Annotated in this window: 14 protein-coding genes and 1 pseudogene; 4 read left to right on the forward strand and 11 right to left on the reverse strand. The window is 59.4% G+C overall.

Annotated features, from left to right (window positions below; translation table 11 throughout):
* Window positions 1-58: 58 nt before the first annotated feature.
* Together ACK83U_RS16940 and ACK83U_RS16945 are read right to left on the reverse strand one after the other, a co-directional pair.
* Window positions 59-1,276 (reverse strand): sensor histidine kinase, encoded by a 1,218-nt coding sequence (locus tag ACK83U_RS16940; protein WP_112609743.1) that lies wholly within the window; start codon window positions 1,274-1,276, stop codon window positions 59-61.
* Window positions 1,273-2,094 (reverse strand): alpha/beta fold hydrolase, encoded by an 822-nt coding sequence (locus ACK83U_RS16945; protein ID WP_112609745.1) that lies wholly within the window; start codon window positions 2,092-2,094, stop codon window positions 1,273-1,275. The genes ACK83U_RS16940 and ACK83U_RS16945 overlap by 4 nt, the downstream gene beginning before the upstream one ends.
* Window positions 2,095-2,618: 524 nt before the next feature.
* Between ACK83U_RS16945 and ACK83U_RS16950 the strand changes: the two genes are divergently transcribed.
* The 4 genes and pseudogenes from ACK83U_RS16950 (at window position 2,619) to ACK83U_RS16965 (ending at window position 6,632) form a co-directional block, all read left to right on the forward strand.
* Window positions 2,619-3,527, forward strand: a complete 909-nt coding sequence (locus ACK83U_RS16950) for a helix-turn-helix domain-containing protein (protein ID WP_112609747.1) — start codon at window positions 2,619-2,621, stop codon at window positions 3,525-3,527.
* Between the two features lie 265 nt (window positions 3,528-3,792).
* Complete coding sequence (locus tag ACK83U_RS16955; RefSeq protein WP_162708071.1) at window positions 3,793-4,650, forward strand: helix-turn-helix domain-containing protein; 858 nt, start codon at window positions 3,793-3,795, stop codon at window positions 4,648-4,650.
* 618 nt (window positions 4,651-5,268) lie between these two features.
* Window positions 5,269-6,165 (forward strand): annotated as a pseudogene (locus tag ACK83U_RS16960) (sterol desaturase family protein).
* 80 nt (window positions 6,166-6,245) lie between these two features.
* Window positions 6,246-6,632, forward strand: coding sequence for a hypothetical protein (locus ACK83U_RS16965; RefSeq protein ID WP_112338850.1), 387 nt, complete (start codon window positions 6,246-6,248; stop codon window positions 6,630-6,632).
* Window positions 6,633-6,688: 56 nt separating this feature from the next.
* Here the strand turns inward: ACK83U_RS16965 and ACK83U_RS16970 are convergent, their stop codons facing one another.
* From ACK83U_RS16970 to ACK83U_RS17010, 9 genes are all read right to left on the reverse strand, one after another.
* A complete protein-coding gene (locus tag ACK83U_RS16970) occupies window positions 6,689-6,961 on the reverse strand; it encodes a hypothetical protein (RefSeq protein WP_112609751.1) in 273 nt (90 codons plus the stop codon).
* A 266-nt stretch (window positions 6,962-7,227) separates the two neighbouring features.
* The gene (locus ACK83U_RS16975; RefSeq protein WP_112609753.1) at window positions 7,228-7,860 is read right to left on the reverse strand and encodes an outer membrane protein; all 633 of its coding nucleotides are present in this window, start codon (window positions 7,858-7,860) and stop codon (window positions 7,228-7,230) included.
* Window positions 7,861-8,245: 385 nt separating this feature from the next.
* Window positions 8,246-9,463 (reverse strand): MFS transporter, encoded by a 1,218-nt coding sequence (locus ACK83U_RS16980; protein ID WP_112609755.1) that lies wholly within the window; start codon window positions 9,461-9,463, stop codon window positions 8,246-8,248.
* A 140-nt stretch (window positions 9,464-9,603) separates the two neighbouring features.
* The gene (locus ACK83U_RS16985) at window positions 9,604-10,668 is read right to left on the reverse strand and encodes an ABC transporter ATP-binding protein (RefSeq protein WP_112609757.1); all 1,065 of its coding nucleotides are present in this window, start codon (window positions 10,666-10,668) and stop codon (window positions 9,604-9,606) included.
* Window positions 10,668-11,594 carry a PfkB family carbohydrate kinase gene (locus ACK83U_RS16990; RefSeq protein WP_112609759.1) on the reverse strand — a complete coding sequence of 309 codons (927 nt, stop codon included), beginning with the start codon at window positions 11,592-11,594 and terminating at the stop codon, window positions 10,668-10,670. The genes ACK83U_RS16985 and ACK83U_RS16990 overlap by 1 nt, the downstream gene beginning before the upstream one ends.
* Window positions 11,595-12,617, reverse strand: coding sequence for an SIS domain-containing protein (locus ACK83U_RS16995; RefSeq protein ID WP_112609761.1), 1,023 nt, complete (start codon window positions 12,615-12,617; stop codon window positions 11,595-11,597).
* Window positions 12,614-13,459, reverse strand: a complete 846-nt coding sequence (locus ACK83U_RS17000; protein ID WP_112609763.1) for a carbohydrate ABC transporter permease — start codon at window positions 13,457-13,459, stop codon at window positions 12,614-12,616. Before ACK83U_RS17000 ends, ACK83U_RS16995 begins: the two co-directional genes overlap by 4 nt.
* On the reverse strand, window positions 13,459-14,343 hold the full coding sequence (locus tag ACK83U_RS17005) for a carbohydrate ABC transporter permease (RefSeq protein ID WP_112338859.1): 885 nt from the start codon (window positions 14,341-14,343) through the stop codon (window positions 13,459-13,461). Before ACK83U_RS17005 ends, ACK83U_RS17000 begins: the two co-directional genes overlap by 1 nt.
* A 68-nt stretch (window positions 14,344-14,411) precedes the next feature.
* Entirely contained in the window at window positions 14,412-15,650 is a 1,239-nt protein-coding gene (locus ACK83U_RS17010; protein ID WP_112609765.1) for an extracellular solute-binding protein, read from the reverse strand.
* Window positions 15,651-15,794 lie beyond the last annotated feature (144 nt).

Raw genomic sequence — 15,794 nt, forward strand, 5'->3', positions numbered from 1 at the left:
AACCGGGTTGAGACGAAGGCTGGTTCTTCGGCAATGCCGTCCTGCAGGCTGTTGCTGCCTATCCATCTGCGTGCGTCTGCTCCACGGGAAGGCCAAAGCTGAAACGTGCTCCCAAGTGGGGCGTCGACTGGAGCTCGATGCGGCTCCCGTGCGCTTCTATGATCGAACGGCAAATGGCAAGACCTATGCCGATGCCAGTTTCCTTGGTGGAGAAAAAGCTATCGAAAAGTCGCTCGCGAACATGAGGATCAATCCCCGGTCCACTGTCTTCGACGTCCACGATGACATCAGCGCCGCCCTGCCGGGTGCGAATGCACAGGGTCCTGTTCCAGGCCTGTCCGTCCGACATTGCCTGGGTGGCGTTCAGGGCGAGATTGACGATCACCTGCAGGATCTGTGTCTTGTCAGCTTTCACAAGTGGAAGCGTGGGCGAAAGATCGAGGCGCAGGGTGATCTGACGTTTGGCGAAATCGGTTCGCAGGAGAAGGATCGTTTCCTCGATGACCGAATTGATGTCGGTCGGGAGGCGCTCCGACTTCTTGTTGCTGGCCATTGCCCGCATCGTTGTGATGACGTCGGCCGCGCGCTTGCCGTTCTTGGCGATGCGTTCGAGCAGGAGTTTGGCCTCGGCGATGTCAGGCTCATCCCTGGACAGCCACCGCAATCCAGCCTCGGCGCTCGCGACGATGGTCCCGAGCGGCTGATTGACCTCATGGGCAATCGAGGCGGTCATCTCTCCCAGCAGCGAGATGCGAGCCGAGCGCGCCAGGTCGCTTTGCAGGCCATCCTTTGTCTGCTCGAGCGATGTTCTCTCACGAAGGCTCGAGAAGCTCAGATAGATGTCGTGTGAAGCAGTGTCCCGCTCAACCTGCCAGAGATTGAAAGCGACCTGATGTTCGCCCCCGCCTGCAACCGTCAGATTGCCGTCATAGGCGATCGCAGCTCGACCTTGAAAGAGTTGATAGAGGCCTTCCGTAAAATGCTTTAGCGCATCTTCCGCGAGAACCGATGCGATTGGCCGCATGAGGATCATCGCTGGATTTTTGACCTGAAGCAGTGCGCAGGCACTAGGATTGGCTTGCTCGATAAGGCACGCGTTGCCAAGGGCGCAGCTGACGTCCTGACTAAGTTCGAACGCGTGACTGCCTATTTCGATCGGCCGAAGGTTGGCGATGACATTCCATGCATCTTTCGCCGAGAGGCGGAGGATGCCCATCGGCATGAAATGAATGAGGCCGCCATCGGCAGTCACCTCATATGACGCGTCGATACTCATCGCCGCAAGAAACCAAGCAGGTCTTGGTTCAGCCTGTCCTTTTGCGTGAACAATAGGCCATGCGGAGCACGTTCATAGACCTTTAGCTCGGCCTCGGGAATGAGCTGAATAGCCTGTTCGGCCGTGGCCTTGAACGGGACGAATGCATCGTCTTCGCCGTGAATGATCAGCACCGGAACATTGAACCGCTTGATATCGCCGCGGTAGTCTGTGGCTGCGCATGCGGTGATCGCATCATGTGCCGCCTTCAAGGAACCCTGCATGGCGATCTGGTGCAACTGGATCATACTTCCTTCGGAAACTGTCGTGCCGTCACGGTCCGCGCCAAAAAACAGCCGGGCAAAGCCGCGCATGAATTCGGCCCGATCCGCTCTTAAGCCGGCGCGCACGCCCTCAAAGACGGGCTCGGGAACGCCGCATGGATAATCGTCGCTCTGTGCAAGCTTGGGAGTGGTTGCTCCAATGAGAACGACACGAGCCACCCGATCCGTACCATGGCGGCCGATGTAGCGCGCGATTTCGCCGCCGCCCATGGCATAGCCCACCAGCGTGACCTCAGTTAGATCCAGCGTGCGAATGAGCTCGTCGAGATCGTCTGCGAACGTGTCGTGGTCATAGCCATGCCAGGGCTGATCCGACCTGCCGAATCCACGACGGTCATGGGCAATAACTCGGTAGCCATGGGATGCAAGAAACATCATCTGATTTTCCCACATATCGCTGCTGAGCGGCCAACCGTGACTGAAAAAAACCGCCGGACCGCTGCCCCAGTCCTTGTAATAAAGACGCGTGTCGTCGCGGACCGTCAAGATTGGCATCCGTCTAACTCCGTTGCAAGAACTGAGGTTTTTTTGAATTATCCGGACGCTATCACAGCGATTTTAGCCGCACCATAGGTGGAATTTACAAGACGGAGCTATGCGTCAAAGAACGAGCCTTTCGTTCAAAACTGATCACCCTTTCGACGCGCGGATCGAAGATCGGTCTGTCGGGGGTAGTCTTTCGGACCTTTTGAAATCCTCCTTTCGGTTCTGCGACTTCGGTCATGCAGTCGCGGCGTGCAAACACTTGAATCTAAGCTTTAAGCGTTTGAGCTTCATGTCACGTCGGCGTAGCTGAGACCTAATGGAAAGCACCTTGAGAAGCGATGGAAAGAACGTTAGATGCCGACATTTGCGCGAAATGCTCACATAAAAAGACGCCACGCCGAAAGAGCAATCTCGGCGCGCGGTGCGGCGGCTGTGATTGTGATTGCTAGTTGTCGAATATATCCGTTCCAGTATGTTCTAGCCTGGAGGAGGGTATCTGGGCTGATGTGCTTAAGGTTGGACGGGAGAGACGGTTGAGCCCTGAACATTTCAGCGGAGCGGGTATCGGGAGTTATTTCGGCATACCGGAGGCGGCGGTTCTGGAAGTGGTGCCAGTGGAATCGGCTGTCTTTTATGCGGCGAAGCTGACAAAGACTCTGGGGGGCGGCCAATTTCAGGAGGCAAGGATTCCGACCTCGGATGCCTATCTCCTTATGATATACCTTGAAGATGCGCTCCACGCCGACATCGACCGATACGGTACCCGCACTGCCGTCAATTCCTATCGACGGGGATTAATATGTCTCATCGATCTTTTCGACGGCGCGGCCTTTGAATTGCATAGCGATCTCCACGCTCTTGCGCTCGTCCTGCCCAAGGCGCTTCTTCTGGAGATTGCAAGGATTTCGACTTTTACGAGAAATAGCAAGCTCATTTGCAAGAGGCGGCATCCGGATGAGGTTCTGTCAAATTTGGCAACGGCTCTCGTGTCGTTGTTCGACGCAAGTGGCCTCGTCCTGCCGGCGCTCCTGAAGTCCATGGCGCTCGCAGTCTGCGCTCACTTGCTTCACGATTACTGCGATAAGTTCATGTGCAACGGCGTTTCGCCCAGCTCTCTATCGGTGGAGCAGGAGAAGGCCGCTAAAGAATACATGATCGAAAATTTAGGACGCGAACTGAGTGTAGTCGAGATTTCGTCTGCAACCGGGCTATCGCCCAATCATTTCACTCGGGAATTCCGTAGAGCAACTGGAATAACGCCCTATCAATGGCTTATGAAAATCCGGATCGATCATGCCAAAGACCTTCTGCCGACGTCCGCGCACTCGCTCAAGGATATCGCGGCCGAATGCGGATTCACCGATCAAAGCCATTTTACCAAGGTCTTTGCACGCGAAACGGGCTCCACGCCCGCGGCTTGGCGGCACAGGAAAACTCACTGAGCGAATCTTTGCAAAAAATCGTTCGATGATTACTGGTGCTTGCGTCAAGTGCGATAATGTCGACTTCACGGCTCGGCATCGGAAGCTCCCGGAGCAGCGGCATATGAGGCGACCTATGGATTCGACGCGGGCATCAAGTTATACCTAACTGAACAATGCGGGGCGGGGCTCTACCGAGTTTCGTTGAAACCGAGAGGCACTACCAATGGCGATGGACGGACTTGGCGTCAGGGTCCAACATAAGAGGGATTCCTTCGGATGCACGGTGGAGAGGCTCGATGAGGACTGGCAGCTTTTCGCCGGTAACATGACCTTTTTCAGAAAGGCATCGAAAACGGCACCAGGAAGAGTCACCACCCCGGCAGGTGCAGATGGATATCTAATTGGTCTTTCGGTTCAGCGTGGTCACCGCAGGCGGATTTTCGATGGGCAGCGCTCGACCGTTCACGATTTTAACGAGAGCCACATCTATGTTCGTGATCTGCGCGAGTCCTACAAAGCCGATTTGAGCGGCTCGTTTGACTTTATTCTGGCGCAAATTTCGGGCTCTGACCTTGAGGAGATCGCGGCAGAATCGGACTTGGGAGACGTTTCTGCCCTGGCAACCACGACCGCACGTCCGGATGCGCTGCTAGCCGGATTGTTGCGCACGCTGATTGGATGTGGAGCAAGGCAGCAAAGTAATCGCCTCTTTGTGGACCAGATCTCCACTGCGATTGGCGTTCACCTGGCTCATACCTACGGGAACGGACGCCTTCGAACGCCAGATCGCCGACTGACGCTTTCGAAGAAGCAGGAGCATCTCGCAAAAGAGCTTTTGAGAAGCAGGATTGCGGCTAAGGTTTCAATCAGCGAGATCGCTCTCCTTTGCGATCTGCCAAGATTTGCGTTCATCCGCGCTTTCCGTGAGACGACGGGAATGACACCCCACGAATGGCTTCGAGAAGCGCGTCTGGAACGCGCCTGTCTGTTGCTTCGGAATGGTGAGCTCTCGCTTGCGGACATAGCCGCAGCATGCGGATATCCGGAAGTCGTCAATTTTGTTGGCGCCTTCACAAGATCGATGACCATCACACCTGAAGCTTGGCGGCTCGCCGCCGGCGTCAGATCATCCTCGCTTTAGGCGATTAAATATGTTCCCGGTGCGCCGTCATGCCGACCGCCGGCAAAAAGCGAAATTATTGCCTCAAGCCCAGCCTGAGGCTTGAAAATCTACAAGTCTTCATGGGCTAGGCCCCCGCAACCAATAATCTATCCCCCTCAGCTCCTAGCCATGGCAATACTAGCCAAGCCCGCAGCTGCCCTGGCAATCGTCTGTCGAAAAGCTAGCCGCACATTTTCCCGAAATAACGCAATGCTCCCGTAATCTGCTTCGCAGACCATCCGTGCATCAAAGCAATCAAAGGCGGGTGGTTATGCGGTTTTTTCTTCTTTTGGCCTGCATCCTGGCGGTCGGCAGCTCCTCTCTATCGGCCGCCGAACTCGGTTCGGAGCGCAGAAATCGGCACCCTCTCCTCGTTCAATATAGATATGACCCATGTACCGATGGCCGCGTGAGCGACGGGCGTCCGAAGAGTTGCGAGGAGTTGCGGCGCGCCTGGCGGCATGACCGATGGCGCGACTGGCCGGATGAAAAATATAGCCGTACACGACGATCCTTTATCAATCCATGTACCAACGGGCGTTTTAACGACGGCCAGCCCCGATCTTGCCGGGAGCTGCTGGACTGGCTGGATTGGCAATGAAAACGGTCCTCTCGCTGTCGTCCTGGCCTTTGGTGTTCTTCTCTGGCCTGCTTCTCACTCATTTCGCTTTCGAGAGCGAACGGCCAATGTTTGGCTTTGCGCTTGTCTATACCGGCGAGGTGCTGCTGCTCTTGCTGCTCGAACGCTATATTCCCTATGAGCGGCATTGGCTGCTTCCTGATGGCGAGACGGCTAATAACGTCGCCCATACGCTGCTGACCAAGGGGGCGGTGCAACTGTTTGCACTAGTCGGCGCCGTTTTCCCGATGCTGACGGCCACTGTGCTGCAGCCGTTCGCCGGTGCCCGCTTCGATCTGTGGCCGACGGCACCACCCATGCCGTTTCAAGTGGCGATCGCTGTCGTCGTCGCGGAATTCGGCCTCTACTGGGCGCATCGGATCGCCCATGAAAGATTGTTCTTCTGGCGCTTTCACGCGCTGCATCACAGCGTTATCAGGCTATGGGTCGTCAACACAGGCCGCTTCCACATTGCCGATTCGCTGTTCAAGGTAGCCCTCAGCTAGCTGCCGATCTATCTGCTGGGCGCACCGCTCCAGGTTTTCTGGTGGCTTGGTGCGATCACGGCGTTCATGGGCATTCTCACCCACTGCAACGTCGATATGCGAACCGGTATTTTCGATTATATCTTCAGCACGCCGCGACTGCATCGCTGGCATCATTCCAAGGACATGCGCGAGGGCAACACGAACTACGGTGAGAATGTCGTGTTCTTCGATCTGCTGTTTGGCACCTATTTCAATCCCGATCGACCATCTTCGACGGATATTGGCATCCGCGGCGAGGTCGCGAAAAATTTTCTCGGCCAGCTGGCGCAGCCTTTCCGCAAGGAAGGCATCCGCCAGATCCTTGGGCGCCCGACAAAAAGCGGCTGATGCCGCAAAGCGCAATGCTGCCGTAATCCATGAGACGTACCTCTGCCAGCAATCTCTCTCCAGTTGCAAAGGACGTTCTGATGACTGCCATTCGCATGAAGCAGCTCCCCCGTGGAATTGCTGCGCTCATAGTCCTGCTAATCCTGCCGGCCTGTGCCTCGCAGATCATGAAGAGCTATATTGGCGCGCCGATCAGCAGCGTGATGCTGGACTATGGTCCGCCGGATAATGTCTATGATCTAGGCCCGGGCGCGCGTGCCTATCAATGGCGCAAGCAGAAGACGCAGGTGGTGTCAGGCCAATCCAGCGGCGAAATCCGGGATACACGTCGCGGCAAACGTTATGAAGTCACCGAAACGCCAGGTTACGTCGAGCATACGGAATGTTTCTACACCTTCTATACCCGAGGCTCCGGTCCCGATTGGTATGTAACGAGTTTTCGCCAACCTTCGCTTGAATGCGAATAAATCCCTCTAGCGGCCCAGCGGAAGCCGGATGATTCCGCTGCTCGCAAGGGAACAACTCAATCCCGACCTGGTTCGTCAATTTTGCCCCATCGCCAACGCCATGGGGCATCGCTTTTCCACCAGGCAACGAAAATCAGCAATGCCGTCGGGACGATGATCGCTGTGGCGTAGCCGATTGGATGACTATCCGCATTAGGCCCGCCGACGAAGATAAAGGCCATCAGCACCAGCGCATAGATAACAAGCGCCATCCAGCCCTGCCAGCAGCAAGGCCGGCCGGCTCCGTAACCATAGGCTTTGACATGGAACCACGGGGCTTGGCATCTCATGCAGTCGGATCCCTTGGCGGATCAGTCATCGCTTCGCTGCACTTCTCCACCGGGATTGTCCGGCAACTTTCGGGCAACCGCAAGACCGCCGATCGTGCGAAACGCGATGGCAGCGAATGGTTCGATTGCGTACGCATGACGCGGCTGACTTTCATGATCGAAAGCGGCGAAAGCGCTGATTTGGGGTTCGATCAGCCATCCTCCGCCGCTCTCCTTCGCGCATGCCCTGGCTTGACTAGGACATGCTGACCTCTGCAAATCGGCGATCAGAAGCGATAGTTCAGGCCGGCCTTGATGACGTGATCGCGCAGATCGGTCTTCGACTTGCCGCTCGATGTCGTCGTGGAGACGTCGTTGGTCATGACGTAGTTATATTCGATCTTGGCCGACAGGCCGCCGCCGAAGCCCTGTTCGACGCCGCCGCCGACAAGATAACCCTGCTTCCAGCCGCCAGAGGTGGAAACGCCCTTGCCGCCTTCGAATTTCGTCATCGTCAGACCCGCGGTGCCATAGACCAGCGTGCGGTCGAAGGTCAGGCCGGCCTTGGCCTTGGCCGCGCCGCGGAAGCGTTCTTCCACCTTGCCGTTCGGTACGTGCAGTTCGTTGTTTCCGAGATAGGAGCCTTCCAGTTCGGCGCCGACGATACCTGGTCCTACCTGGAAATTGTAGCCGGCTTGCACGCCGCCGGTCAGCCCCTTGCCGCTGGCGAAAGGATTGAACTTAGGCGAGGCGATACCGCCATGGGCACCGAAATAGGCGCCGCTCCACTGAAAGGCCGCCGGCCTGTCATAGGCGGAGGCATCCGGGGCCTGGTAGGTGGTAAGATCGGCGGCTGATGCATTGTTTGCGGCCGCCATGGCCAGAGCCGCGAACAGAATCGATTTTACGCTGAGCGACATTGCTAACTCCATACGAAACCCATGCGCCACTCTCGACGCTCGCAAGGTCTCAGTTGCGTTGGAGAACCGAACATCGGTTCCTGCTGCTCTCCGGGACCGACCGCCTTGGGGAGCGGGTCGCCTTCAGGAGATGGAGGTCATTTTGCCGGTGAGAATTGCGAGTACATTGCAGGATTGAAAAATATTCATAAATTATCTAGTATTTTAAGATAGTTGATCGGATTTCCTTAACTATTTCTTAAGGTCTAGCAGTCGGAGCGTCGTGATGGGTATGCAGGATCTTTGTCCGTTGCCTGATGATGGCGCCTCTACCAATCTCGATCGTGAAGTTCATTTCTTGACCGATCAGCGTCCTTGCGCGCAGCCTACCTGCCCATCCTTCGTTTTAGTCGACTGCTTGCGGCTCCTCATCACGAGCGGATTCCACCCACGCCGCGCCGACGGCCGCGCCCAGCGACAGCAAGAATGCCAGAAAGATGCAGGCCGTGCGAAACGAGGTCAGACCCATCGCAGCGCCCGTCAGCATGTATTCGACCGGCAGGAATAGCAGAGCGATCGAATAGGAAAGACCCATCACATGGGGTCGGCAGTCGCGTGGCGGCTTCAATTGCAGGATCGCGACGAAGGCGGGTGAAAGCCAGCCGTTCGCCAATCCGGCAACGAGACCGGCCACCATCATCGTCATCGGCGAAATCTCGATCCATAGAATGCCCATCGAAAGCGCTAGGCCGAGCAGAGCCTTGGAAACGATAGCCGTAGGCGCCGGTAAGGCATGGCGCGATGCGAGATGCAGGTTCATCATGATCGTGCCCGTCGCCGATGCTGCAATGAAGAGCCCGAGCCACGCCACCGATTCACCCTGCAGGCGCAAGGCAGCCGGCACGATGAAAATCTGCAGCACCATGAAGAAGCCGAGCGCCGCACTTGCGCAAAGAGCGAATGGCAAAGACACGGCTGCAGTGCGGAACCGCCTGCCGGCGTGGAGGATATCGCCAAGCTTCGGCGCCGGCCCCAGCCGGAACCGCGGCAGGCTGAAAGACAGCAGCATCATGGCGATGAAATTGCCGATTACGATCCACCATGCCGCATCCTTCGGGCCGATGACGGCAATGATGAAAGCGCTGGCGGCAGAAGCCGTCAACAGCAAGAGGCCATCGATCGTATCGTCGATGGAAACCGCCGCGGCTGATGACAGCCTCGAAAGCCGCGCGATTTCCGGCGTCTTCGCCTCGGTGGCGACAGTCGCCGGACCGTCGAGTATCGACCCTGCGAAGCTGAGAAGGAGGAAGGTGCCCGGATGCAGGAAGTCCGCCATATAGAGGATCGCGATCATCAGCGACGCCAGCATGCCGATCTTCGCGGAGATGAGCGCGGTGTGGCGCGTGCCCAGCATCTCCGCCACATAGCCGCCAAAGACCATGCCGATCAGAAGAACCATGCCGTTCACGAAAGCGATCAGCGCCATGCACACGACGCTACGGGTGAGATCGTACATGATCCAGGGATAGAGGACGGCTGCAAAGGCATGGCTGGAATTCAGAGCGATATTGCTCAATTGAAGCCCGACGAAAGGCCATCGCACGCGGCGTTGAAGTTGAAACATGGCTCTTTCCTGACGATCATTTTCATCGTCAGGTTCGGCGCTCCGCCTTGCGGCAACATTACGGAAATAAAATTATTGCAGCGGGGACCGCAGCGGCCACCTGCGCACCCTCAGCGATCATGTCTCCAGGGTGCGAAGATCTATTCGCAGCGCTGGCCGGTGGCGCGATCGAAGAGATGCAGCGCGCCTGCGTCGAAGCCGAGCTTGAGGCTCTGCCCTTCGGCAATCACTGTGCGCGGCGGCAGGCAGGCCATCAGCCGCTGCGAGCCCGCCTGCGCTGTCACGATCAGTTCGGGGCCGGTCAATTCCGCGACTTCGCATATGGCTTCGAGCTTGCCGCCCTCATCGAGATGCAGTGTTTCCGGCCGGATGCCGATGACCAGCTCCTGGCCTTGGTTGATCGCCGCTTTCGTCGACGGCATCGGCAGGATGATCGAGGTGCCGTCGATGCGCAGCGAACCCTGGTCGGCGGTCGCGTTCAAAAGGTTCATCGGCGGCGCACCGACGAAGGTCGCGACGTAAAGTGTTGCCGGATGATTGTAGATTTCGTCCGGCGTGCCGAGCTGCTCGATCCGGCCGTCGCGCATCACGGCGATGCGCGTTGCGAGCGTCATTGCCTCGATCTGGTCGTGCGTCACATAGACGACCGTGGTCTTCAGCATCTGGTGCAGGCGCTTCAACTCGGTGCGCATCTCCATGCGCAGCTTGGCGTCGAGGTTGGAGAGCGGCTCATCGAAGAGGAAGACCTCCGGCTTGCGCACCAGCGCCCGGCCGATCGCTACGCGCTGGCGCTGGCCGCCGGAAAGCTGGCTCGGCTTGCGCTCCAGCAGTGCTTCGATCTGCAAGAGCTTCGCCGCCTCGCGTACCGCCTTGTCGCGCTCGGCGGCAGGCACCTTGCGCATTTCCAGGCCGAAGCCGATGTTGCGGCGGACCGAGAGGTTTGGATAGAGCGCGTAGGACTGGAACACCATGGCGATGTCGCGGTCCTTCGGATGCACGCCGAGCACGGAGCGATCGCCGATGCGGATATCTCCGCTCGTCGCCTCGGCAAGCCCGGCGATGATGTTCAGAAGCGTGGACTTGCCGCAGCCCGAAGAGCCGAGCAGCACCAGGAATTCGCCGCTTTCGAGCGAAATATCGATGCCCTTCAGCGTCTCCACTTCGCCGTAGCTCTTGCGGATGTTGTGGATTTCGAGCGCGCTCATTAAACGGCCTCCTCGGATGCTTGGGCCGGGCCGTAGCTGCGCGGCAGTGTGGAAATGGCGCGGGATGCGACCGCGGTCCCCGCCGAAAGGCAGGCCGCAGGCGGTTCGCCGCGGGCAAGGGCGGCCAGAAAGCCGGCATTGAAGACATCACCGGCGCCGATCGTATCGACGACAGTGACGCGGGGCGCTGCGGCCGAAACGAGATTGCCGTCAGCATCGATGGCGATCGCGCCATCCGGACCGCGCTTGACGACGAAGATGGCACCTTGAGGCATCAACGCATGGAGCGCGCGCGCGGCTTCGGCCGGATCGTCCATGCCGGCTAAGGTCGTCGTCTCGACTTCGTTCATGAGCGCCACGCCGCAGCGCGCAAGCCAGTCACGGGTCGCGCTGCAATTCGTATCCGTCCAGCCGTCGAGTGGCCAGCCGGTGTCGAGCGCGACGGTGATCCCATGCTTGTCGGCCCAGTCGAACAGGGCATCGTAGTCCCGCGTGAGATCTTCTGTGAGGAAGGCGCCGCACAGAAGCGCATAACCACCGGCAAGCCTGTTGCCGTCGAGAACCGCAAACACGTCATCGATATTGAACCGCGGCAGGTGCCCACGCGTCGTGAAGAAGGTGCGCTCGCCATCGGGATGGGTGATGCCGACCGAGAGCGTCGTGCCCTCCGGACGCACCGGCCATTTGCTGCTGCGCGCCCCGAAGGCTTCGCTGAGCCAGCGTCCGAACTGGTCGCTGCCGACATTGGCGGCAATCTCGTAATCGACGCCAAGGCCTTCCCAGGCAAGCGCGCTATTGCCCGCCTGACCGCCGACTCGCAGCTCGTCATGATCGACGATGATCTCGGTGCCGGCCCTCGGCCAAGGTGCCGCCGGCCCGAGGATCAGGTCGATATTGACGTTGCCGATGACTGCAAGCGGCTTCATTCATTCGCTCCGGGTGATCTTGGCGGAGCGCACCGGCGTGCCGGCATTCTCCACCCGCTCGTCGGCAAAGGCGATCATCAGTAACTGGGCAACGGGCAGCATCTGGAAGACGGCGGCAATGCCTGTTTCCGGTTTGAAGCGCAGGGTGACGCAGCTAGACACAGGCTCTTCTTGCGAACCGTCGAAGACGATTACGGGCGCACCCGTCTCGACGGCGGAAACGGCCATGGCCGTCACGAGACCAGCCGTCGCATCATTGCCGCGGAAAAGGACGACGCCGATCGAAGGCCCGAGCATTTCCATCGGCCCGTGACGCAGCTGACCGCCTTCAAGCGAGAAGCAGGGACGGCGGGAAAGCTCGGTGAGACCGAGCGCCAGCGCCTCCGCAACGCCCTGCAGGCGGCGGCCTGAGGTAACCACCGTCGCGACATTGGCGAGAGCCGCGAGAGCCGGCTTAATATCGAGCGTCTCCGGGGCACGAAGCACGGCGAGCGCAGATGCCGGATCCTGACCGAGGGCTGCGAAGATCGCCAGATGCAGCGCGAAGGTGACGGTGAGGCTGCGGGTTGCCGCAAAGGCAAGCTCGGTGCCGCCAACGCCGACGAGGGAGGGAACTGTCTTCGCGAGGAAGGAGCTGCCCTCCAACGTCAGGCCGAACGTGTCGGCAGTACCGCCCGTTTCCTTGAACCAGCGCACGACCTCGGCACTTTCCCCGGATTGCGAGGTCATGAAGACCGTGCGTCCATCCGACGACAATGGCTGGCCGAGCTGCTCGGAGAGCGGCAGTGCGATCGCATCGATGCCGGCGGCGCGATAGAGTGGCTCGACGGCGCGGTTGACGGCATGGGAGCCGCCCATGCCGAGCAGCAAGAGCTTGCCTGTGCGCTTCAGCGAAGCGGCGGCCTTGGCCGCCATATTGGCGGCAGCTGCGAAGGAGGCAAGCGCGTCGGCGTGCTGGCGAGCCATTTCGCGGTCGATGGCGGCAAGGCCTTCGGGGCGTGTGTTCTCCTTGGTCATGGTCATCCTTTGACGCCGCCATTGGTAAGGCCCGAGATCAGGGCACGTTGCATGACAAGGCCGATCAACACCGGGGGCAGGGCGGCCAGCACACCGGCAGTCGCGATCAGTCCGTAATCCGAGACACGGCCGCCGGCCAGATCCGCTATGGCGACGGTGAGCGTCTTGGCGCGCTGGTCTGACGTGAAGAGCAGCGCGTAGAAGAATTCATCCCAGGCAAGCAGGAAGGCGAAGAGCGCCGAGGTCGCCGTCACGGGCATGGCAAGCGGCAGCGTGATGATCTTCAGCGTCTGGAACAGCCCGGCGCCGTCGATCATCGCCGCAGCCTCGATTTCCTTCGGAATGGAATCGAAGCCGGATTTCATCAGCCAGGTCGTGAACGGCGCAAGAATCGTCAGATAGACGAGTGCCAGGCCGAAGACGTTGTTGAGCAGGCCGAGATAGGCAAGCCCCATATAGAGTGGCACGGCGAGCGCCACCGGCGGCAGCATATAGGTGGCGATGACCATGGAGAGCGACCATCCGACGGACGGCGTGCGCGACACGGCCCAGCCGGCGGGGATGGCGAGCGCAATAGCGGCGATGGTCGCCATACCGGCGACTTCGATGCTGTTGCGCAGCGACGAGGTGAAAGCCGCGCCCTCGCTGTTTTCCAGCGTTGATAGCAGCACTCTGTAGCGCGAGAAATCCGCCGTCTGCGGCCACCAGCGCAGCGGCTTGGCGGCAAGATCGGCAGCCGGCGAAATGCTCATGATGAAGAGCCAGGCGATCGGCGCCAGGATGACGATGGCGAGCAGGATGGCGCAGATATAGATGAAGCAGGTAAAGAGCGGGCTCTTGCGTTCCATCAGGTGGCACTCCCTGCGGTTTTGCGAACAAGGGCGGCATAGGCGGCGGCCAGCACCGTAACCAGCAGCGTGACGATGAGGGCGAGCGATGCGCCTGACCCCGCTCGCTGGAAGGAGAAGGCTTCCTGGTAGACGAGGATCGACAGCGTGCGCGTGCTGTTTGCCGGACCGCCGCGGGTCATCACCCAGATGATGTCGAACACCTTGAAAGCCTCGATGGTGCGCAACACCAACGCGACCATCAATGGCCCGACAAGATATGGAAGGATCACGAAGCGGAAGCGCTTAAAAGGCCCGGCGCCGTCGACCAGCGATGCGGCGGTGATATCGCGCGGCACTGCCTGCAGGGCGGCGAGCGCAATCAGCGCCACCAGCGGGAAATTCTTCCAGCAGTCGGCAACGATGAGTGCCGTCAGCGCCGTGCCCGGCTCGCCGAGCCAGGAGCGATAGGCGTCGATGAGGCCGAGTTGGGTGAGTGCCGCGTTCAGCGCGCCATATTCGGGATTGTAGATCAGCCGCCAGAGCGTCGCGTTGACGACGGTTGGCAGCGCCCAGGGCAGGATCATCAGCGCGCGCAGCACGCCCCGGCCCTTGAAGTCCTGGTTCAGCAGCAGCGCGGCCAGCACGCCGAGTACCATTTCGGCGGCGACGGAGACGATTGCGAACCACGCCGTGGTAATCAGGGTGCGCTGGAAATTGGAATTCGCCAGCATCTTTGCATAGTTGTCGATACCGACAAAATTGCCGCCGGTGCCGACAAGCTTCGCATCGGTGAAAGAAAGGCCGACCGTATCGACGAGAGGCCAGCCGATGACGGCGATCATCACCACTAGCAGGGGCAGCATCAAAAGCCAGGCGCGAGTTGTCATCGAGGTGCCGGACATGGCGGGCCTCTTCTTTCATTCTTCATGGAGGGTAGAGGCGGGCGGCGCTTGGCCGCCCGATAAGACTATCAGAGACCGCTGTTGGAGGCTGCCGACTTCAGCGCATCTTCCGGGGAAGATTGGCCGAGCAGGGATTCCTGGATCGCCTGCTGAAGTGCGGTCGACAATTCCTGATATTTCGGTGTCGTCGGACGCGGATACATGGCAGCGAGGCCGACCTTGGCGGCCGCGATCAGTTCCTCCTGGCCCTTTGTCACGGCCGGGTCGCTATAGGACGATGCCCAGATCGGCAAGCTGAGCTTGGCATACTGGTTCTGCGTTGCTTGCGACGTCATGAAGGTGATGTACTTCCAGGCTTCGTCCGGATGCTTGCTGGCGGACGTGATGCCGAGGCCCATCGAGCCATTGACGGCCGAAGCCTCGCTCTTGCCGGCCACACCCGGTGCCGGCACGACGCCGACCTTGCCCGCAACCTTGCTGTCCTTCGGGTCGTTGGCCATGTTGTACATGTAGGTCCAGTTCAGCGCGAAGGCGGCGTCGCCGTTTTCGAAGACCTTGCGGACATCCTCTTCGAGGAATTCCTTCGAGTTCGGGTTGGTGAGGCCGGACTTGTAGCTGGTGACCATGTATTTCAGGGCATCGAGGCCGCCGCCGGTCTGGAAGTCGGGCTTGCCATCCTTGATGAAGTCGCCCTTATAGGCACTGACGAGCGTCGCGTAGTCGCAGATCGCGGCTTCGGCCTGCGACCAGCTCCAGGCGATCGGGGTGGCGAGAAGACCCTTGTCCTTGATGATCTTCGCCTGTTCGTTCAGTTCGTCCCAGGTCTTCGGCGGCGTCTTGATGCCGGCCTTTTCCAGGATGTCCTTGTTGTAGAACAGGTACTTGGTATCGAGGATCCAGGGCATGCCATAGGACTTGCCGTCATACTGGACCGTCGTCCATGCGCCCGGCAGCACGCTTTTCTTCGTATCGTCGGAGATGCGCGAGGAAACGTCGACCAGAACCTTGTTCGTCGCGTATTCGGCCGGCCAGATCACGTCGAAGAGCACGACGTCATAGCCGCCGCCGGACCCTTGAGCCAGCACGGTCTTATCGTGCAGGCCTTCATAAGGGACGAATTCGAGATTGACCTTGATATCAGGATTGGCCTTGGAAAAGGCATCCGTCATGGCGCGCACATCGGCTTCGCTATAGGCAGCCTGCGCCATGAAGAGGGCATTGATCGTGGTCTCGGCAAAGGCGTGCGGGGCGAAGGATACGCCGATCAGCGCTGCGCCGAGCAATGTCTTGTTCAATGATTTCAACATTCCATCCTCCAGTTCTTTTTGACAGTCACGCGATTTTTCCAATGGCGGCTGAAGCGTCGCCATCGGTTGTCGAGCAGGCAATTGGCCGGGCTGGCCGCCGAGCATCGATCGGCGCGTCTCTGGAGCCATAAGGCTCCGTTTTGT

The organism is Rhizobium sp. WW22 (genome assembly GCF_047041135.1).
GTDB lineage: Bacteria > Pseudomonadota > Alphaproteobacteria > Rhizobiales > Rhizobiaceae > Rhizobium.